This window comes from Stenotrophomonas sp. As-7 (genome assembly GCF_030291015.1).
GTDB classification, from domain to species: domain Bacteria; phylum Pseudomonadota; class Gammaproteobacteria; order Xanthomonadales; family Xanthomonadaceae; genus Stenotrophomonas; species Stenotrophomonas lactitubi.
On the sequence record NZ_CP127405.1, the window covers coordinates 4357202 to 4377722 of the forward strand.

A 20521-nucleotide genomic window follows, 5' to 3' on the forward strand; every position below is an offset into this window, starting at 1 on the left:
ACGCCGATGGATCCACGCCAAGTGCGATCTCGCGCTTCCCGGTAGATCCACGCCATGCGTGGATGCGGACGATCAACGGAAATTGTTGCGCAGGCCGTTCCAGCACTGCTGGTAATCGCCCTGGCGGTGGCCCGCGGCCAGCGCCTGCGCGGTCGGGCGGATCACCCCACGGGTCTCGAACATGAAGGCCATGGTGTCCTTGATCACGTCCGGCTTGGACAGATCGGCACTGGAGGCCTTGTCGAAGGTCGGCGCATCCGGACCGTGGCCACTCATGCAGTTGTGCAACGACGCACCGCCCGGAACGAAGCCTTCGGCCTTGGCGTCGTAGGCACCATGCACCAAGCCCATGAACTCGCTGGCGATGTTGCGGTGGAACCACGGCGGGCGGAACGTGTTCTGCGCCACCAGCCAGCGCGGCGGGAAGATCGCGAAATCCATGTTGCTGGTGCCCGCGGTGTCGCTGGGCGAGTGCAGCACCAGGAAGATCGACGGATCCGGGTGGTCGTGGCTGATCGAGCCGATGGTGTTGAAGCGGCGCAGGTCGTAGCGGTACGGTGCGTAGTTGCCGTGCCAGGCGACCACGTCCAGCGGCGAATGATCGATCGGCGCACGCCACAGGCGGCCGTCGAACTTGGCGATCAGCTCGAAATCACCGTCGATGTCTTCGAACGCTGCATGCGGGGTTTCGAAGTCGCGCGGATTGGCCAGGCCGTTGGAGCCGATCGGGCCCAGGTCGGGCAGTTTCAGCAGCGCGCCGTAGTTCTCGCAGATGTAGCCACGGCTCGGACCATCAGGCAGCTCGACACGGAAGCGCACACCACGTGGAATCACCGCGATCTGCTGCGGTTCGATTTCGATCACGCCCAGCTCGGTCAGCAGGCGCAGGCTGCCCAGCTGCGGCACGATCAGCAGTTCGCCGTCGGCGTCGTAGAAGTAGCGGCCAACCATGTCACGGTTGGCGGCGTACAGATGGATACCAACACCGGCATGCGCATCAGGCGAACCGTTGCCGCCCATCGTGTACAGGCCTTCGACGAAATCGGTCGGCAGCTCAGGCAGCGGCAGCGGGCTCCAGCGCAGCTGGTTCGGCGAAGCGGGCTGCGCACCGAAATCGCCCTGCAACTGCGATTGCGCGAACGGAGTGAACTTGCCATGGGTCACCGCCGGGCGGATCCGGTACAGCCAGCTGCGGCGGTTGCTGCCGCGCGGTGCGGTGAAGGCGGTGCCGGTCAGCTGCTCGGCGTACAGGCCATGGGCCACCTTCTGCGGCGAATTCTGGCCGACCGGCAGTGCACCGGGCACGGCCTCGCTGGCGAACTCGTTGCCGAAACCGGACTGGTAGCCGCGGGCGGTGATGGCGCTGGACATGGGGGGCTCCTGGGTACGGCGGGACCGGAACGGAAAGCAGCCGAGCATGGCTCGGCTCTACAGATGGGCAGGCGCCGGGACTGGCCCGGCGCTACCGAAGACCTTACAGCACGCCGCGACGGATCTGGTCGCGCTCGATGCTCTCGAACAGCGCGGTGAAGTTGCCTTCGCCGAAGCCTTCGTTGCCCTTGCGCTGGATGATCTCGAAGAAGATCGGGCCGATGCAGTTCTGGGTGAAGATCTGCAGCAGCTTGCGCTGATGGGTTTCCGGGTCGGCGTCGATCAGGATCTTGTTCTTCGCCAGGCGGGCGACGTCCTCACCGTGGTTCGGCACGCGCTGGTCGATCACGTCAAAGTAGGTCTCCGGCGTGTCGAGGAAATCCACGCCCTGCGCGCGCATTGCTTCAACGGTCTCGTAGATGTTCTCGGTGAAGCAGGCGATGTGCTGGATGCCCTCGCCCTTGTACGCGTCCAGGTACTCGTTGATCTGGCTCTTCGGATCTGACGACTCGTTCAGCGGAATGCGCACGATGCCGTCCGGCGCGGTCATCGCCTTGGACACCAGACCGGTCTTCAGGCCCTTGATGTCGAAGTAACGGATCTCGCGGAAGTTGAACAGGCGCTCGTAGTAGTCCGACCACTGCTGCATGTTGCCGAAGTACAGGTTGTGGGTCAGGTGGTCGATGAAGGTCAGGCCGAAGCCCTTCGGGCGCAGCTCGGCGCCGGCGACCAGCTCGTAGTCGCCATCGAAGATGCTGCCAGCATCGCCGTAGCGATCCACCAGGTACAGCATGCAGTCGCCGATGCCCTTGATGACCGGGGCGTTGACCGCCTTGCTCTCCGGCTTGAAGGCGATGGCTTCAGCGCCATTGCCCAGCGCGGTCTGGTAGACCTCCGCACCCGGCTTCTTGAAGCGGATGGCGAAGCCGCAGGCGCACGGGCCGTGCTTCTCGGCGAAGTCGGCAGCGAACGAATCGGGGTCTTCATTGACCAGGAAGTTGACGTCGCCCTGGCGATAGACGGTAATCGGACGCTGCTTGTGCTTGAGCACCGCGCTGAAGCCCATCTTGCGGAAGTACTCGTGCAGCTCGGCGCCACGGCCGGCCGGTGCGGCGAATTCGACGAACTCGAAGCCGTCGATGCCCATCGGATTTTCGAAGGTGGTGACCTGCATGCCGGGGTTGGGATGCGAGGCGGACGGGACTGCGGTATTCATGGCGTGGCTCCGAATCGGTGCCGCATCGGCACAAACCAGGTGCGGGCGGGGTTGGACCCGGCGAGAATGCAGGGTACGGACCCAACACTTATAGTTACACTTGAAACCACCAGCAAGGTGCACCGCAACATGAGCCCCGCCGATCCCGCTTCCACCCGCCTGCGTGCCTCCCACGTCCTGCTCGACCTGGAACAGTTCCTGCCGTACCGGCTGAGCGTGCTGTCCAACCGGGTCAGCGGCAACATCGCCAAGCTGTACGGCGACCGTTATGGCCTGGCCATCCCGGAGTGGCGGGTAATCACCATCCTGGCGCTGTATCCCGGCTCGTCGGCCAGCGAGGTCTCCGACCGCACGGCGATGGACAAGGTGGCGGTCAGCCGCGCGGTGGCCCGGCTGCTGGAGCGCGGTTTCATCAAGCGTGAGACGCATGGCGATGACCGGCGTCGTTCGGTGCTGGCGCTGTCGGCGGCGGGGTTCGAGGTGTACGAGACGATCGCGCCGATGGTGATCGAGATCACCCGCAAGCTGATGTCGGTGCTGAGCGAAGAAGAGGAGCAGGTGCTGGAGAAGCTGATCCTGCGCCTGGCCGGCGATGGCCTGGAGCGGATGGGCGAAGGGGTCTGACCCCTTCGGGGCGGCGCCCACCCCGCCGCTCTTGGTAGGTGTCGACCTTGGTCGACACATGGACCCACGCCAAGCGTGGATGATGTCGCGGGCTGCGCTGTGAGGGGTCAGGCGCAGGCCATTGATGACGTGCAACGCGCGGGGTTCATGGCCCGCCGACGAACGGTCTTTCGGCCGGGTTCGACTCGACTTGTCGCGTTTACCACCTGATGTTTCGGCATCGGGCCGGTAGAGTCCTGGCCGACAGAGCGGTTGTATCGAAATTCGCGCATCGAATGGCATTGCCTATTGGACTGCCGGTCCCATCGGCCCGAGGGTAGGCGCGCAGCGGAGCACCGCTGCCGGGGTTGAAAGCCCGATGATCCGAAGGAAACCACGCCGCACCCGTCGCCGCCCATCGCGGGCGGCGGCGACTCGCGCTGCCCTGCTTTGGCGGGCGGTGCGTGGGGCCGCATGGCCGCCGTTCTTCCTTCGGATCACGGTCTTTCAACCACGCATCGCCTGCCGCCTTTCCGGCAGCCTCTCCCCGGAGCTTCGCCATGACACGCCCCAATCACCCCACCACCGAGCCCATCGACCGCGAAGCCGACCTGCAACGCATCGATGAGGCGTTGGCCACGTTGGAAACGGTCACCCAGGCGTGGTTCGAACATCAGCGCCTGAAGGCCTGCCAGCCGGGCCTGCTGCTGTCGTTGCACCGGCTGCTCGACCTGACCAGTCTCGCCAAGGGCTATGCCAGTGCGCTGCGGGTGATTGCTGAACCCTGACCCTGCTGGAAGGCACCTCATGGATGACACACCGCCCCTCACCCTGCCGCATACCCACGATCTGCTGGCTGATATCCGGGCACTGATATCCACGGCCCGCGCCGGGATGGTGAGGACCGTCAATGCCGAACTGACGCTGCTGTACTGGCGCATAGGACGTCGCATCCATGTCGATCAGATGGGTGGACGCCGGGCACGCTATGGAGAGGTCCTGTTCAAGCGCATCGCCAGGATACTGTCTGCCGAGTTCGGCGGTTCGTTCGGTGAAAAGAGCCTGCGCAGGATGGTGCAGTTCTCCATCGCATTTGCCGACGAGCAGATTGTCGTATCACTGCTACGACAATTGAGCTGGACCCATTTCATCGCGCTGATCCCGCTGTCTGATCCGCTCAAGCGCGACTTCTACGCCCAGATGGCCAGCACGGAAGGCTGGAGCGTCCGCATGTTGCGCCAGCGCATCGACTCGATGCTGTACGAACGTACGGCACTTTCCAGCCAACCCGAGCAGACCATTGCCAATGAGCTGTCGGCGTTGCGCAGGAACCAGCAGCTCTCCCCGGGCCTGGTCCTGCGCGACCCGTACGTACTGGATTTTCTCGGGCTGAAGGAATGCTGGGACGAGCAGGAGCTGGAAGGCGCCATCCTGCGTGAGATGCAGGGATTCCTGCTTGAACTCGGGGCAGGCTTCAGTTTCGTCGCCCGCCAGAAACGCATCCAGATCGACGACGATGACTTCCATCTCGACCTGTTGTTCTATAACCGCCGCCTGCGCAGGCTGGTGGCCGTCGAATTGAAGATCGGTGACTTCAAGCCTGCGTACAAGGGCCAGATGGAGCTCTATCTGCGTTGGCTGGATCGGTATGAGCGAGAGGAAGGTGAGGAGGCGCCGCTGGGCATCATCCTTTGCACAGGCAAGAAGGCAGGCCAGATCGAGTTGCTGGAACTGGACCGCTCAGGCATCCATGTGGCGGAGTACCTGACATCCCTTCCCTCCCGGGAAGTCCTCAAGCAACGGCTGCAGGCCGCCACGGAGCGTGCACGGCAGCGCATGGAGTTCACTGCTGCAGAGATCGACCGTTAGGGGGTCAACAGATCCACATCACGCGCGGATGGCCCACGCACTCAGCTCAGATGCTTGCGCCGCGCATGGATCCACGGCACCGCCAGCGCGCCGATGGCACCGCCGGCAAAGCCCAGCGAGGCGGCAACCGTGGCCGCTTCAACCGCCCCCGGCAGTGCCAGCGCAGCGGTGACCAGCAGCAGCGATGGCAGGCCAACAAACGTCCCAAGGAAGAACGGCCAGCGCGGCGACCAGGTGTTCAGCTGCAGCAGGCTGACCGGCTGCCACGCCTCGGACGCGGCGTCTTCGGCGATCTTCGCGACCACTCTGCCCAGATCCACTTCCGGCAGCAGCTTGCCCGGACGGGCGGCGGCAATCGCCTCGGCCACGGCCTCGACGGGCGGGAAGCTGCCCGGCCATGCCACCGGTGCGGGCACGCCATAGGCGGTCAGCAGGGGCACGCTCAGCCACGGCGCAACCAACGGGCGCAACCTGCGCCGGCCATGCACGCACCAGAGCTGCGGCTGGCCGTGCGCGGTCACGCTGTACAGCGCCAGCTCGCCCGGTGGCGGGTAGCCCAGCATGGTCACCCGCGCCGCCAGGCTGTCCTGGTCCATCGCACGCAGGAAGCCGGGGCGGCTGCGCCCTTCCTGCATCCAGGCCAGCCCCAGTGCGCCGACCAGATAGGCCTCGGCAACATCCTTGCTGCCCGCGTTGGCGCGGTCATCGCTGGCCAGGTACCAGGCCAGTGACTTCGGTTCGGGTACATCGACCAGGCCCCAGCGGCTGTCATCGCCCAGCACGTGGCGCACCGGCAGGCGGGCCGGTGCGGTCTCACCACGCTCGGCGGGCTGCAGGAACGGCAACACGCCCTGCACGAAACTGGACAGGTCGATCGCGCGCACGCCGTTGCCGTGCCATTCCGGCGGCAGCAGACCGGCCAATTGCCCTTCGGCGGCCAGTCGATCCAGCCGCGCCTTCTGTTCCACCAGCTTCTGCACCGCGCCCTTCAGCACCACGTTGTCGGGCAAGGCGATCTGCGGCAACCGATGCCGTGGCGGTGCGAGTTCAAGCGTTGCTGCGCCGGTGCCGGTGTCATCCAGCAGGGCTTCCTGCGGTGGCAGGCTCACGCCATCGCCTGCTCCGCCTTCGGCCAGTTCAGTGGCAGGTTCGTGCAGACGTTCGGCGTGATCGCTGTGCATGGGCGTTCCGGTAGGTTGCATCGACGGGTCGTCGACTGAAGTCCTTGCCGGTAACGGCGTGCGCACGCTGAAGTTGAGATGTGGAGTCGGAGAGTGTGACGGCGCGCGCAGTAGATCCACGCCATGCGTGGATGGCCGGGCAGCGGAGAGGCTGCCGGGCAGGCCCGGTGCTACCGGTCAGGCGCCCACTGCTTGAGGAACGCCATCACGCGTGCGGTCTGCACGGTCTTGCCCTTGTGCATCGCTTCGCTGGGCTGTGGCGCCAGCAGGGTGCCGTCGGCATCGATCACCAGCAGGTGCGGGTGTTCGCCTTGCAGCGGCGGGAACTGGCCCAGGAAGGCCGCGTTCGGGTTCTCGGCGCTGTCGTTGACCTTGACCCACACGTAGTGGGCATCACGGAAGCGGCGCAGATCGCCATTGCCTTCCACGGCTTCATCCAGCGCATGGCAGGGCTCGCAGGCGGCGTTGCCCACTTCCAGGATGATCCGCTTGCTGCCGCGCTGGGCTTCGACCTTGGCCGTTTCCAGGTCGGCAACGGGGTCGCGGGCCGGGTCGAACTGCGCGCCAAGCCCGGCGATGGCGGCGATATCAGCCGCCGCCGGAGTGTTGCCCGAGGCCACCGGTTCGCTGGGGTCAGCGACCGGTGGCTCGGTGGGGCGGGTATCGAGGGGCTGCGTGGGTTCGGGGGCCGCGGGAGGTTGAGGCTGCGAACAGGCGCCGATCAGCGCCGCACACACCACTGCCACCACTGCACCACCGAACGTTGTACGCATGCCCACTACCCTCTCATTACTTCACGCCGTGCATCAGCTTGTTGATCAGCGGCGCGACCAGGAACAGGACCACACCCGAACCGATCAAGGCCCAGAAGCCGAAGGTATACCCCTTCAGGGCCGATTCGACCGTCATGCCGCCTTCACCACTGACCGCACCGGCGAAGATGCCCGACAGGTTGTTGCCGATGCCGGTGGACAGGAACCAGCCACCCATGCCGAAGCCGACCAGGCGTACCGGGGCCAGCTTGGTCACCATCGACAGGCCGATCGGCGACAGGCACAGCTCACCGACCGACTGGATGACGTAGACCATGAACAGGGTCCAGAACGGGATCTTGCCGTCCACGACCATGGTCGACAGGGCGAACATCAGCAGTGCGAAGGCAGCGCCGTTGAACAGCAGGCCGAGGCCGAACTTGCGCGGGATGGACGGATTGGCGCGGCCCAGGGCCACCCAGATCCAGGCGATGATCGGCGCCAGGGTGATGATCGCCACCGAGTTGACCGACTGGAACCACGCGGTCGGGAAGGTCCACTCACCCAGCTGGCGGTTGACGATGTTCTCGGCCAGGAAGGTGAAGGAGCTGCCGGCCTGTTCGAAGAACATCCAGAACATGACGTTGAAGGCGAAGATGATCAGCATGGCGATCACGCGGTCGCGCTGCACCTTGCCCTCGCGGATGCCTTCCACCAGCAGCAGCACGGCCAGGGCGGCAAACATCACGCCGAGGATCCAGGCCAGCGCGGTGGCGCCGGTGGCGAGCAGGAAGTAAGCCACCGGAATGGCGAACAGCGAACCGACCAGCACCATGATGATGCGGCCGAAACCTTCAGCACCAGCCGGCGGTGCACCGATGCCCTTCAGGCCGGCACGACCGATGTAGAACCACACCAGCGAGATCAGCATGCCCACGCCGGAGGCGATGAACACGACCTTGTACGACGGCATTTCCGAGGTACCGAAGACCTTGCGGGCCAGGTACTCGGTCAGCACCGGGGCGATCATCGCGCCGATGTTGATGCCCATGTAGAAGATGGTGAAGCCCGAGTCGCGGCGTTCGTCCTTCAGGCCGTACAGCTTGCCGACCATGGTCGAGATGTTGGGCTTGAACAGACCGTTGCCGACGATGATCGTGGCCAGGCCGAGCTTGAAGATGTGCTCCTGCGGCAGCGAGATCATGAACAGGCCGACAGCCATGATGATCGCGCCGGTCAGGATCGAGCGCTGGTAACCCAGTACCCGGTCGGCCACGTAGCCGCCGAAGATCGCGGCGGCATACACCAGCGCCAGGTAGGCGCCGTAGATGCGGCTGGCGTCGCCTTCACCGGCGGCGTTGCCGTTGTAGAACTGGGCAACGATGTACAGCACCAACGCCCAGCGGATGCCGTAGAACGCAAAGCGCTCCCAGAACTCGGTCATGAACAGCATCCACAACGGGCGCGGGTGGCCCATCGTGGTGTTGAAGTCCGGCAGCGCCGGCTCTGGGGTGTTCGCAGTGGCGTTTACGCTCATGCGGAATTCCTGGTTCGGTGGATGGAGGCACGTCCGATGTGCGGTGAAGCAACGCGCGAGGATCACCGACTTCTGGCGTTCACGTCAAATACACGCCGTTTGAGGCAGGTCGCAGCCTGCTCGCTGAACTTGCATCTGAAACGATCCAGCCAGCCGCGGGCGGCCAAGCTGAATGGGGATCAGGCCAGATCCGGTGGGGGCGCGACCTGCAGCGTGGTGCGCACCTGGAACAATTCAGGGAAGAAGGTCAGCTCCAGCGCCTTGGCCAGGAAGCCCACGCCGGAGGAGCCGCCGGTGCCGCGCTTGAAGCCGATCACCCGCATCACCGTGCGCATGTGTCGGAACCGCCACAGCTGGAAGGCCGTTTCCAGGTCCACCAGGTCCTCGCACAGCGCGTACTCGCGCCAGTAGCGGTCAGTGTCCTGGTAGATGCGTTCAAAGACCGGCTGCAGTGCGTCATCGGCCACATGCGGCTGGGTCCAGTCGTGCGCCTCGTACACCGCCGGCACGGCATGGCCGAAGCGGGCCAGGTACTTCAGGAACTCCTCGTACAGGCTCGGCGCCTCCAGCACGGTGCGCAGCTGCGCCTGCCCGGCCGTATCGTGCTCGAACACCTGCAGCATCTGCGCGTTCTTGTTGCCCAGCAGGAACTCGATGTAGCGGTACTGCAGCGACTGGAAGCCCGAGGACGGGCCCAGCACGTCGCGGAAACCCATGTACTCGGACGGAGTGAGCGTCTCCAGTACCGACCACTGCTCGGTCAGCTGGCGCAGCACCTGCTTGCTGCGCGCCAGCACCTTGCGGCACTGCCAGACCTCGTCGCGCTGCAGGAAACCGATTGCCGCACCCAGCTCGTGGCCCAACAGCTTCAGCCACAGCTCGGAGGTCTGGTGCTGGATGATGAAGAGCATCTCGTCGTGATGCGGCGGATTGGACAGCGGCTGCTGCGCGCTGAGCAGCTGGTCCAGCCGCAGGTAGCCGCCGTAGGTCAGCCGCCCCTGCAGATCGGTGTGGATACCGGCTTCGAGATCGCGTTGGTTGTTGTCGACGGACATGGGCGGGACCAGATCGGGGGCGGCAAGGGTAGCGCGTTGCCGCCGCGCTGGCAGCCGTGATGACCGTACCGGGGCGTGCGGCGCAGCTGTGGAACGGCCGTTGCGCGTGGAACCGTTTGCGCCGTTCTACTGGCGCTCAGCCCAAGGGCATTTGTGATGCTTTGCAGCAATGGCTGAATACGTTGAAGTTATTGGCATCAAGCGCCCGGAAGGGGGTACAAAGGCCGGCAGGCCGTGCTGCGCCGCAGGAGAGCTTTTTCGTACGCATTCCTTAACATGGCGATTCATATCATTTGTAACTTCTCTGTCGAAGGTGCAGTACGCAATGACGGTTGCCGCTGAGTTCAAGATCGAATACCTGCAGTATCTGGACACGGACGGCACGCTCGTCCGCGATGACCTGCCCGAAGCCCTGCGCGACCCGCGCGCGTTGCTGCCGATGTTCAAGCAGATGCTGTTCGTGCGCGTGTTCGACGGAAAGTCGATCGCGCTGCAGCGCACCGGCAAGCTGGGCACCTACGCCGCCTGCCTCGGCCACGAAGCCGCGCATGTGGGCATCGGCGCCTCGATGCAGAAGGACGACGTGTTCGCACCGTCCTACCGCGAGTACGGCGCCATGTTCATGCGTGGCGTGCGCCCGCACGACGTGCTGATGTACTGGGGCGGCGACGAGCGCGGCAACGACTACGGCGGCAATGCAGCCAAGGACTTCCCGTTCTGCGTGCCGATCTCCACCCAGTGCCTGCACGCCGCAGGCGCTGCGCTGAAGTTCAAGCTCAACAAGGAACCGCAGATCGCGGTGGCCGTGTGCGGCGACGGCGGCAGTTCCAAGACCGACTTCTACGCTGCACTGAATTCGGCCGGTGCCTACAAGCTGCCGCTGATCCTGTGCATCGTCAACAACGGCTGGGCCATCTCGGTCCCGCGTTCGGCCCAGACCGGTGCCGAGACGCTGGCACAGAAGGGCCTGGCGGGCGGCCTGCACTGCCTGCAGGTGGACGGCAACGATCTGATCGCGGTGATGGCCGCCATGCTGCAGGCGCGCGAACGTGCGCTGGCCGGCGACGGTGGCACCGTGCTGGAACTGATGACCTATCGCCTGTCCGACCACACCACCGCCGATGACGCGCGCCGCTACCGCGACGACGCCGAAGTGAAGGATGCCTGGCAGCGCGAGCCGATGCTGCGCCTGCGCAAGTACCTGACCAACGCCGGTGTCTGGAGCGAGGAAGAAGAAGCGGCCTGGACCGCCGAGTGCGGCAAGCGCGTGGACGAGGAAGTGAACCTGTACCTCAACACGCCGGTGCAGCCGGTCGAGGCGATGTTCGATTTCCTCTATGCCGACCCGCCGCAGGACCTGCTGGCCCAGCGCGCCCAGGCGATCGCCCTGGAGCAGCGCCATGGATGAGATCAAGAACGGCGCGTCCAGCGCGCACACCAACGCCGCCGACAGCGCTGCCGTCGCGCGCGGAGAACAGAACATGACCGACACCCCGATCACCCTCATCGAAGCCATCACCCAGGCACTTGCCTGGGAGCTGGAGCACGACAAGTCGGTGCTGGTGCTGGGCGAAGACGTGGGCGTCAACGGCGGCGTGTTCCGCGCCACCGCCGGCCTGCAGCAGCGCTTCGGCGCCGACCGCATCCTCGACACCCCGCTGGATGAAACCACCATCGCCGGCCTCACCATCGGCCTGGCCGCGCAGGGCATGAAGCCGGTGGCCGAAGCCCAGTTCGATGGCTTCATGTACCCGATGGTCGACCACATCATCTGCCACGCCGCGCGCCTGCGTTACCGCACCCGTGGCCGCCTGCACTGCCCGATGGTGCTGCGCGTGCCGTGGGGTGGTGGCATCCGTGCGCCGGAACACCACAGCGAAGCCAACGAAGCGATCTTCACCAACGTGCCGGGCCTGCGCGTGGTGCTGCCGTCCTCGCCGCAGCGCGCCTATGGCCTGCTGCTGGCCGCGATCCGCGAGCCGGATCCGGTGATCTACATGGAGCCCAAGCGCATCTATCGCCAGTACAAGGAAGTGGTCGTCAACGACGGCGAAGCCTTGCCGCTGGACGTGTGCTTCGTGCTGCGCGACGGCACCGACGTGACCCTGGTGACCTGGGGTGCGCAGGTGAAGGAAGCGCTGGAAGCGGCCGACAAGCTGGCCGGCGAAGGCATCAGTGCCGAAGTCATCGACGTGGCCACGCTGCGTCCGCTGGACTTCGCCACCATCGCCGAGTCGGTGGCCAAGACCGGCCGCTGCGTGATCGTGCAGGAGGCCCCGAAGACCGCGGGCTTCGGCGCGGAAATCGCCGCACGCCTGGCCGAGGAATCGCTGTACGACCTGCTGGCTCCGGTCGAGCGCGTTACCGGCTACGACACCCACATTCCGCTGTTCCGCCTGGAGATGAAGTATCTGCCGAGCGTAGAGCGGATCGTGGCGGCGGCCAAGCGCGCGGTGGCGGCAGGCTGACATGCGGGCCCGCCTTCTCGGGGCTTACCGCAGCCAGTATCCCAACCCGCTCCGGTTCCGCACCGGCCAGATCGTCGAAGTAGGCGTACGTGACGAGGAATGGCCGGCGTTTGCCTGGGTGCGCACCAGTGATGGGCGCGCCGGATGGGCACCAGTAGCGTGGTTGCAGCTGTTGGACGATGGTCGCGCAGAAGCCCTGCGCGACTATGACGCCCGCGAGCTGGATGTGGAGAACGGCGAGATGGTCAAGCTTCATCACGAACACGGCGGGTGGTGGTGGTCCGAGCGCGCCAATGGCGCGACGGGCTGGTTGCCTGCCCGCGAACTGGAACTGCTGGAAGAGAACTGCAAATGAGCCAGACCAAGAACTTCAACCTGCCCGACCTGGGCGAAGGCCTGCCGGACGCGACTATCGTCGAGTGGTTCGTCAAGGAAGGCGATGTGATCAAGCTGGACGAGCCGCTGGTCTCGATGGAGACCGCCAAGGCCGTCGTCGAAGTGCCCTCGCCGTTCTCCGGCACGGTGCTGAAGCTGTCCGGCGCTGCCGGCGACATCATCCCGACCGGCGCGGTGCTGGCCAGCTTCGCGCTGGACCCGAACCTGCCGCAGCGCGCTGACGGCCAGGACACCGGCCACAGCCACGGTCATGCCGCTCCGGCGGCTCCGGCCGCACCGACGCCGCCGCCGCTGCCGACCGCAGCCGCCCCGGTAGCCGCTGAAGAAGCCAAGCCGGCGGCCGCCGAGCGTGATGACGCCGGCACCGTGGTCGGCGCGATGCAGAGCTCCAACGCAGTGCATGCCGAACAGGCGCTGGCCGTTGGCGGCGTCAAGGCCGTACCGGCCGTGCGTGCCACCGCGCGCAAGCTGGGCGTGGACCTGAGCCGCGTGCGTGCCACCGGCACCGATGGTGCGGTGACCATGGCCGACGTCAAGCAGGCCGCTGCCGATGGCAGCGCGAAGATCGGCGCCGCACCGGCAGCGGTTGCTGCACCGGCTGCTGCCGCATCGGCTCCGGCACAGGTGGCCGCGCCGGTACAGTCCGACGCACGCACCCCGCTGTCTGCCGCTGGCAAGCCGATGCGCACCCAGCCGCCGGGCGTGGTCGCCAAGGGCCAGCCGGAACCGCTGAAGGGCGTGCGCCGCAACATGGCCCGCGTCATGGCCGATGCGCACAGCAAGGTCGTGCCGACCACGCTGAACGACGACGCCGACATCCACGCCTGGCTGCCGGGCAACGACGTCACCGCGCGCCTGGTGCGCTCGATCGTGGTCGCCGCGCAGAAGGTGCCGGCGATGAACGCCTGGTTCGACGGTGAAGCGCTGACCCGCACCCTGCATGCGCAGGTGGACATCGGCATCGCCGTTGATACCGACGACGGCCTGTTCGTGCCGGCGCTGCGCAATGCCGACATGCTGGATGCCCGTGGCATCCGCGAAGGCGTGAACCGCCTGCGCGAGCAGGTGGAAGCGCGTTCGATCGCGGCGTCGGAACTGAGCGGCTACACCATCTCGCTGTCCAACTTCGGCATGTTCGCCGGCCGCTACGCGACCCCGGTCGTGGTGCCGCCGTGCGTGGCCATCGTCGGTGCCGGCCGTGCCCGCCACCAGATGACCCCGGTGATGGGCGGCGTGGAAGCGCACAAGGTGATCCCGCTGTCGGTGACGTTCGACCACCGTGCTGCTACGGGCGGTGAAGCGGCCCGCTTCCTGCGCGCGATAATGGACGATCTGGCGCTGGCCAGTTGATCCGGTAGGTGCCAACCTTGGTTGGCACATGAATGAAAAACGCCGGGCAATGCCCGGCGTTTTTTGTGCGTCTTCATCCACGCATGGCGTGGATCTACTTCGCGCTGATCAATCGCGCGCGACCATGCCCTCGGCGCGGCTGTAGACACGCAGGCGGTGGCCATCGGGATCGACGCCGACGAAGGTGTGGCCAAATTCCAGCGTCACCGGTGCCTGGGTGATCTGCACGCCAAGCGCGCGCCATTCGTCGTGCATGCGCTGCACCGTTGCTGCATCCGCCACCACCATCGCCAGTTCGGCTGCACCCGCTTCGGCAATGACAGGCGGCTGCACGTCATCGCGTTGCCACAGGCCCAGCGCGGCGCCATCGCCGAGCAGGAACAGGGCAAAGCCGGGCGACTGCTCGACCGGCGGCGTGCCGAGGATGCCGCTGTAGAAGGTGGCACTGGCGGCGACGTCGCGCACGTACTGCAGCAGGGTGCTGGGCTTGAACATGGGGAACCTCCGTTGTTGGAAGCGTTCATGGTGACCCTGCCCTGCTGACAGTTCCTGTCAGCAGTGTCGAGCCTGCTCGCGCCCTGGCTCTGGTAGATGTCGAGCTTGCTCGACTGCTGTTGCTCCCGCTTTGGTAGATGTCGAGCTTGCTCGACTGCTCTCCGCGAACAGCAAGAGCAGTCGAGCAAGCTCGACATCTACCAAGAGCAAAGAGCAAAGAGCAAAGAGCAAAGAGCAAAGAGCAAAGAGCAAAAGCGTCGAGCAAGCTCGACCTCTACCAAAGCTGGTCCGTCACGAACGGTCCAGCCAATCCGGGGCGATGCCCTGCGCCTTCTGCCAGCGCCGCAGCAAGGTGGCACGCGGCACCAGGTAGCACTCTTCCAACGCACGCACATGGCGGATGCGATCCAGGCGGAAATGGCGGAAGTCCTCGCGACCCTCACACCACGCCGCCAACATCGGCACTTCATCGAAGTAGCCCAGTGCGAACGGCCAGACCACGCGCTCGGTACGCCGTCCCTGTGCATCCTCATAGGCGAACTGCAGCCGCTGCTGCGTACCCACCGCTTCGCGCACGGTCTGCAGGCGCGCCGGGGGCACCTTGGCCGCTGTACGCGAAGGACCCACCCGCAGGCCGCTGTCACGCAGTGCTTCGCGGCGTGCCGCTGGCAGCACGTGGGCGATGCGTGCCAACGCATCACGCGCGGCCTCGGCCAGCGCCGGCTCGGTGCGTGCCGCTACCCAGCGCAGGCCCAGCACCAGCGCGTCGATTTCCGCCGGTGGCAAGGTCAGCGGCGGCAGCACGTCGCCCGGTTCCAGTTGGTAGCCAACACCGGCTTCCCCGCGCAGGTCGGCGCCCTGTTCGCGCAGCGTTTCGATATCGCGGTACAGCGTGCGCAGGCTGATGCCCAGCTCTTCGGCCAGCGCCTGCCCGGCCACCGGCCGGCGGTGGCGGCGCAGCACCTGCAGCAGCTGGGTCAGACGCAGCGCGCGCGACATCAGTCCACCAGGTCTTTCGAAGCCACCACGTGCTCGCCCGGTGCCGGCGCCAGTGCCGCGTTCACCAGCGCCCGCGCAATACGCGTGGCCGGGTTGATACGCCACGCTCGCGGCAGCACCGGCCGCAACGCACCAAGCACCTGCAGGGCGAACTGTTCGCCGCGGCGCGCCTGTGGGCGGTGGCCGCCGATCAGGCCCGGCCGGACCAGGGTCAGCGAAGCGAAGCCCAGCGCGCGCAGGTCGCGCTCCAGCTCGCCTTTTACCCGGCTGTAGAAGATGGCCGAACCCGGATTGGCCCCCGCCGCCGAATTCAGTACGAAGGCACGCGCGCCCTGGGTCCTGGCCAGGCGGGCGAAGGCGAGCGGGTAGTCGTGGTCGATCCGGTAGAAGGCCTCGCGGCTTCCCGCCAGGGCCATCGTGCTGCCCAGCGCGCAGACCACTGCATCCACCGGTGCCCAGCCCGGCGCATCCGGCAGCTGATCGAAGTCCAGCACCGGGGCGTGCAGTTTCGGGTCGCGCAGGTCCAGCGGTCGCCGGGTCGGGGCTACCACAGCGCGGCAGCGCGGGTCGTCCAGCAGCATCGGCAGGGCCAGCCCGCCCACCAGTCCCGTCGCCCCCAGCAACATCACACGCATACCCACCTCCACTGCGGCATCCTGTCGCCCATCCTATCGGTTCAAGCCACCGCCAGTTGCGCCGATATGCTGTGACCAGCCCCCTGCCACCCCAGGATTCGTTCCATGACGGACCAGCCCGACCCCCGCCCTGCCCCCGGTACCGCCATCGGGCCGCCTGCGCGCGTGCGCGCGGTGGTCGATGACGGGCGCGGCGATCGGGTGGTGCTGCAGGGCGGCAGCGGCGTGGCATTGCAGCAGCTGTTCGCCGGAGCCGATGCACCCGAGCCGCTGCTGGCCGCCTTCGCCAATGGCATGGCCACCCTGCCCGGCGAGCTGGGCGACATGGGCGATCGCCTGCAGTCGGCGCAGGCCAGTGCCGATTGGCCGCGCTATGGCCGGGCGATGCGGCAGCTGATCGACAAGTACATCCGCACCATCGACCAGCATTCGCCCGATGGCCAGCCCGACAGCCTGCGCCTGTCCGAGCAGTTGCGGTTGCTGCTGGGCGGGGCGGTGGTGGCGCTGCTGCAGCACGATCCCGACCTGCGCGAGCAGGCCCAGGCACTGTCCGTACGCCTGCGCCAGTGGCAACCGGGCGCGGCACTGGAGCCGATCGAACAAGGTGCGCGCGAGTTGGGTCACCAGATCGGCGTGCGCGCCGAGAGCTGGCAGGAACAGCAGGCGTTGTTGCTTGAGTTGTTCGCACTGCTGCTGGAGAACGTCAGCGAGCTGCTGGATGACCGCAGCTGGCTGCAGGGCCAGATCGCAGCCGTGCGCCAGTTGCTGGCCGGGCCGCTGGAAGCCGAATCGGTCGAGCGCACCCGCGCCGAGCTGCGCGAAGTGATCTACAAGCAGGGCCTGCTGCGGCAGGGAATCGACGATTCGAAAGCAGCCATGCGTAGCCTGATGGGTGAGTTCATCGAGCGCATGGACGGCATGGCTGCCAGTACTGGTGAATACCACGACCGCATCGGCAGCTACGCGTTGCAGTTGCGCGAGGCGCGCAGCATCGCCGACCTCAACCACCTGCTGCAGGAAGTGATGCAGGACACCGGCAAGGTGCAGCAGCAGGCGGCGCAGGCACGTGATCACCTGGCCAGCGCACGGCAGGAGGTGGAACGCGCCGAGCAGCGCATCAACCAGCTGGAACAGGATCTGCGCGCGGCCGGCGATCTGGCGCGTATCGATCCGCTGACCCAGGCCCTGAACCGGCGTGGTCTGGACGAACTGCTGCAACGCGAACTGGCCCGCGCCGCCCGCAACAACTCGCCGTTGGGGCTGGCGGTGATCGATCTGGATGATTTCCACCAGACCAACGACGAACACGGCCACGCCGGCGGCGACGCGCTGCTGCAGCACCTGGTGTCGGTGTGCCGCCTGCTGCTGCGTGCCACCGATGGCATCGCCCGGCTGGGTGGCGACGAGTTCGTGCTGGTACTGCCGGAAACCCCCGGCGCGGACAGCATGGCCACGGTGCAGCGGCTGCAGCGTTCACTGGCGCATCGCGTGCTGACCGTGCAGGACCGGCGGGTACCGGTGCATTTCAGTGCCGGGCTTTCGCAATGGCAGCCGGGCGACGATGCCGATACGTTGCTGCGACGCGCCGATGACGCCCTGTATGTGGCCAAGCGCGAAGGCAAGAACCGGGTGCACGCCGGGTAGTTCGCGAGCAGGTGCCAACCTTGGTTGGCACGCGCGGCAAACAAACCGCCGACCAAGGTCGGCCTCTACCGGGGAAGGAGCTGGCGCTATTTGCCGCGCAGCTTCTGCACGCCGGTCACCACCGACAGCACGATCGCACCGGCAATGATGCCGACCACCATGTTGCCCAGCGCGTTGACCAGCCAGCCCCAGTGGCCTTCACCGCCCAGCGCCTGCACCGCGTGGTGCAGCGCCGGCACGTTGTGCACCAGGATGCCGCCGCCGACCAGGAACATCGCCGCGGTTCCGGCCACCGACAGGAACTTCATCAGCCACGGTGCCGATACCAGCAGCCCACGGCCGACGGCCGCCAGCGCCGCGCCCTTGCGCGACAGGTACAGGCCCAGGTCATCCAGTTTGACGATGCCGGCCACCAGCCCATAGACGAACACGGTCATCGCCAGCGCAATCACCACCAGGGTACTGACCTGGTTGATGAACGAGGCCGTGGCGACCACACCCAGCGACAGCACGATGATTTCGGCCGAGAGGATGAAGTCGGTGCGGATCGCGCCCTTCACCTTGTCCTTCTCCCACGCGACCATGTCCACCTGCGCATCGGCCAGCGCCTTGCGCCGCTCAGCCTGGTGTTCGGCGTCCTCGTCGGCGGAATGCAGGAAACGGTGCGCCAGCTTCTCCACGCCCTCGAAGCACAGGAAGGCACCGCCGATCATCATCAGCGGCACGATCAGCGGCACGTTCCAGCCACGGCTGTGCAGCCAGGCTTCCAATGCGCTGATCGCCAGCGCGGCTGGCACCAGGATCACCTTGTTCACCAGCGAGCCCTTGGCCACCGCCCACACCACCGGCAGTTCGCGGTTGGCGTTGACGCCGGTCACCTGCTGCGCGTTCAGCGCCAGGTCGTCGCCCAGCACGCCGGCGGTCTTCTTGGCGGCGACCTTGGTCAGCACCGAGACGTCGTCGAGCAGGGAGGCGATATCGTCGAGCAGGGCAAACAGGCTGGCACCGGCCATGGGGGATCCAGTAAAGGGAATGAGCGGATTCTGACCGATCCTGCGCCGCCTGCGGTAGCGGATTCACCGCGCGCCTACCGCAGCGCAGGGACACTGGCAGCGTATTCCGATCCCGCCGGGCATGGCCCGGCGCTACCCGGCCGCCGGATCATGGCCACCGGGTCGTCGCTTTCGAGGAGTTCTGTTTGAGCAAGCCACCCACCGCCGCAGGCAATCCCCCGCTGATCCGGGGCATGAACCGGCGCAGCCAGATCCTGCGCCTGTTGATGCGCTACCGCCATTCCGGCGTGTTCTCCGGCATGAATCTGGACGCTGCCGGCAGCCACACCGATGTGCCGCCCGACGGCAATCCCGAGCAGTTCGTCAGTGACCTGGAAGCGCTGGGGCCGACCTTCGTCAAGCTCGGGCAGATGCTGTCCACCCGCCCGGACATGGTGCCGGTGGAGTTCGCCACCGCGCTGGAGCGGATGCAGGAGAAGGTGGCCGAGATCCCGGTCGAACGCATCCACGCCATCGTCGAGCAGGAGCTGGGCGCGCCGGTGAACAAGCTGTTCGCCGCATTCGACCCACAACCGCTGGGCTGCGCATCGATCGCCCAGGTGCATCGCGCGGTGCTGCATGACGGCCGCGAGGTGGCGGTGAAAGTGCAGAAGCCCGAGGTCGCCGCGCAACTGCGTTCGGATCTTGAAGTGCTGCGCAGCTTCGCCCTGGCCGCCGACCATCTGACCCAGATCGGTCGCCGCGTGCGCCTGCGCGACTGGCTCAACGAGTTCTCCAAGACCCTGATGCAGGAGCTGGACTACCACGCCGAGGCTGAGAACCTGTCGCGCTTCGGCCGTCATCTGAAGCCGTTCCGGCGCCTGTGGATTCCGCAGCCGCTGTGGGATTACTGCAGTCATCGCGTGCTGACCATGGAACTGGCCAGCGGCGTACGCGTGGATGCCATTCCCGATGTGCGCCGTACCGAACAGGCGATGGACCCGCTGGCGGCGGCGCTGATCCGCGGCTATCTGGACCAGATCTTCGTGCACGGCGAGATCCATGCCGATCCGCACCCGGGCAATCTGCGGGTACTTCCCGATGGGCGCCTGGCGATCTTCGATCTGGGCATGGTCGCGCACATGCCGCCGCGCCTGCGCGAGCGGCTGCTGAAGATCCTGTTCGCCGCCGTCGATGGCCGTGGCGAGGAAGTGGCCGACGACCTGATCAGCATCAGCACCCGGCTGGAGGCGTTCGATGAAGAACGTTACCTGCGCGAGACCGGCCAGCTGATCGCACGCTATGCGGCCAGCGCGAATTTCTCCGAAGGACGTGTGGTGCTGGACATGGTGCGCATCGCCACCTCGTCCGGATTGCGTACGCCGCCGGAGCTGAGCCTGCTCGGCAAGGCGCTGCTCAATCTTGAAACCGTATGCCGCCTGCTGGCACCGGACCTGGATACGCGGCGCATCGTCGAGCGCCAGTTGCAGCATGTGATGCGCGCGCGCCTGAAGAAATCGCTGTCGGCCGCCAACCTGGCCAGCGAAGCCATGGAGGTGCAGCAACTGCTGCGCGACGGACCGCGCAAGCTCTCGGACATCATGGCGCTGCTGGCCGAGAACCGCCTGCAGATGAAGGTGACCGGGCTGGAAGAGTCGCGGCTGATGGAGAACCTGCAGAAGATCGCCAACCGTGTTGCGGCCGGCATCATCAGCGCAGCGTTGATCATGGCGGCGGCGATGATGATGAAGATCGATACCGGCTGGCATGTGCTCGGCTATCCCGCCATCGCCTTGGTGCTGTTGTTGATCGGCGTGGTGCTTGGGCTGGGCATCGTGACCAGCGCCTTGTTGTTCGATCGGCGTGCGCGTTCGCGTGAGGAACGTGGACATCGATAGCGTTGATGCGTTGTCGTATCCACGCGTGTGGTGGATCTACGAAAACAGCGCATTCATGCG

General features: G+C 66.3%; 18 protein-coding genes and 1 pseudogene. 9 read left to right on the forward strand and 10 right to left on the reverse strand.

The features are described from left to right. Positions 1-72: 72 nt before the first annotated feature. Positions 73-1371 (reverse strand): homogentisate 1,2-dioxygenase, encoded by a 1299-nt coding sequence (gene hmgA / locus QP457_RS19925; RefSeq protein WP_205405220.1) that lies wholly within the window; start codon positions 1369-1371, stop codon positions 73-75. 103 nt (positions 1372-1474) lie between these two features. Next, complete coding sequence (gene hppD / locus QP457_RS19930) at positions 1475-2587, reverse strand: 4-hydroxyphenylpyruvate dioxygenase (protein ID WP_205405221.1); 1113 nt, start codon at positions 2585-2587, stop codon at positions 1475-1477. 129 nt (positions 2588-2716) lie between these two features. Between hppD and QP457_RS19935 the strand changes: the two genes are divergently transcribed. From QP457_RS19935 to QP457_RS19945, 3 genes are all read left to right on the forward strand, one after another. After that, positions 2717-3211 carry a MarR family winged helix-turn-helix transcriptional regulator gene (locus QP457_RS19935; protein WP_050815698.1) on the forward strand — a complete coding sequence of 165 codons (495 nt, stop codon included), beginning with the start codon at positions 2717-2719 and terminating at the stop codon, positions 3209-3211. Between the two features lie 539 nt (positions 3212-3750). After that, positions 3751-3978: a hypothetical protein gene (locus QP457_RS19940; RefSeq protein ID WP_205405222.1), complete on the forward strand. Its 228-nt coding sequence runs from the start codon at positions 3751-3753 to the stop codon at positions 3976-3978. A 19-nt stretch (positions 3979-3997) separates the two neighbouring features. Then, a complete protein-coding gene (locus QP457_RS19945; protein WP_180165204.1) occupies positions 3998-5059 on the forward strand; it encodes a PDDEXK nuclease domain-containing protein in 1062 nt (353 codons plus the stop codon). 41 nt (positions 5060-5100) lie between these two features. Here the strand turns inward: QP457_RS19945 and QP457_RS19950 are convergent, their stop codons facing one another. The 4 genes from QP457_RS19950 to QP457_RS19965 form a co-directional block, all read right to left on the reverse strand. Beyond that, positions 5101-6240, reverse strand: coding sequence for a hypothetical protein (locus tag QP457_RS19950; RefSeq protein WP_205405223.1), 1140 nt, complete (start codon positions 6238-6240; stop codon positions 5101-5103). Positions 6241-6410: 170 nt separating this feature from the next. Then, positions 6411-7013 carry a thioredoxin family protein gene (locus QP457_RS19955; protein ID WP_205405224.1) on the reverse strand — a complete coding sequence of 201 codons (603 nt, stop codon included), beginning with the start codon at positions 7011-7013 and terminating at the stop codon, positions 6411-6413. A 16-nt stretch (positions 7014-7029) separates the two neighbouring features. Further along, positions 7030-8529, reverse strand: coding sequence for an oligopeptide:H+ symporter (locus tag QP457_RS19960; RefSeq protein WP_100553839.1), 1500 nt, complete (start codon positions 8527-8529; stop codon positions 7030-7032). 179 nt (positions 8530-8708) lie between these two features. Next, on the reverse strand, positions 8709-9584 hold the full coding sequence (locus QP457_RS19965) for a tryptophan 2,3-dioxygenase family protein (protein ID WP_205405225.1): 876 nt from the start codon (positions 9582-9584) through the stop codon (positions 8709-8711). Between the two features lie 325 nt (positions 9585-9909). Here QP457_RS19965 and pdhA point away from each other — a divergent pair, with 325 nt between their 5' ends. The 4 genes from pdhA to QP457_RS19985 are packed head-to-tail and all read left to right on the forward strand — an operon-like array spanning position 9910 to position 13798. Then, positions 9910-10992 carry a pyruvate dehydrogenase (acetyl-transferring) E1 component subunit alpha gene (gene pdhA, locus QP457_RS19970; RefSeq protein ID WP_032976633.1) on the forward strand — a complete coding sequence of 361 codons (1083 nt, stop codon included), beginning with the start codon at positions 9910-9912 and terminating at the stop codon, positions 10990-10992. Further along, a complete protein-coding gene (locus QP457_RS19975) occupies positions 10985-12052 on the forward strand; it encodes an alpha-ketoacid dehydrogenase subunit beta (protein WP_089237416.1) in 1068 nt (355 codons plus the stop codon). The genes pdhA and QP457_RS19975 overlap by 8 nt, the downstream gene beginning before the upstream one ends. Before the next feature lies 1 nt (position 12053). Beyond that, positions 12054-12407 carry an SH3 domain-containing protein gene (locus QP457_RS19980; protein ID WP_025874583.1) on the forward strand — a complete coding sequence of 118 codons (354 nt, stop codon included), beginning with the start codon at positions 12054-12056 and terminating at the stop codon, positions 12405-12407. After that, positions 12404-13798: a dihydrolipoamide acetyltransferase family protein gene (locus QP457_RS19985; protein WP_205405226.1), complete on the forward strand. Its 1395-nt coding sequence runs from the start codon at positions 12404-12406 to the stop codon at positions 13796-13798. Before QP457_RS19980 ends, QP457_RS19985 begins: the two co-directional genes overlap by 4 nt. A 108-nt stretch (positions 13799-13906) precedes the next feature. Here QP457_RS19985 and QP457_RS19990 read toward each other — a convergent pair whose 3' ends face one another. From QP457_RS19990 to QP457_RS20000, 3 genes are all read right to left on the reverse strand, one after another. Then, positions 13907-14293: a VOC family protein gene (locus tag QP457_RS19990; RefSeq protein WP_205405227.1), complete on the reverse strand. Its 387-nt coding sequence runs from the start codon at positions 14291-14293 to the stop codon at positions 13907-13909. Between the two features lie 291 nt (positions 14294-14584). After that, a complete protein-coding gene (locus QP457_RS19995; RefSeq protein WP_205405228.1) occupies positions 14585-15292 on the reverse strand; it encodes a YafY family protein in 708 nt (235 codons plus the stop codon). Further along, positions 15292-15927, reverse strand: a complete 636-nt coding sequence (locus QP457_RS20000) for an NAD-dependent dehydratase (protein ID WP_180165192.1) — start codon at positions 15925-15927, stop codon at positions 15292-15294. Before QP457_RS20000 ends, QP457_RS19995 begins: the two co-directional genes overlap by 1 nt. A gap of 105 nt (positions 15928-16032) precedes the next feature. Here QP457_RS20000 and QP457_RS20005 point away from each other — a divergent pair, with 105 nt between their 5' ends. Next, positions 16033-17571: a GGDEF domain-containing protein gene (locus QP457_RS20005; RefSeq protein ID WP_205405229.1), complete on the forward strand. Its 1539-nt coding sequence runs from the start codon at positions 16033-16035 to the stop codon at positions 17569-17571. 86 nt (positions 17572-17657) lie between these two features. Here QP457_RS20005 and QP457_RS20010 read toward each other — a convergent pair whose 3' ends face one another. After that, the gene (locus QP457_RS20010; protein WP_205405230.1) at positions 17658-18584 is read right to left on the reverse strand and encodes a DUF808 domain-containing protein; all 927 of its coding nucleotides are present in this window, start codon (positions 18582-18584) and stop codon (positions 17658-17660) included. Between the two features lie 221 nt (positions 18585-18805). Here QP457_RS20010 and QP457_RS20015 point away from each other — a divergent pair. Next, positions 18806-20461 (forward strand): annotated as a pseudogene (locus tag QP457_RS20015) (AarF/UbiB family protein); the annotation flags it as partial. Positions 20462-20521 lie beyond the last annotated feature (60 nt).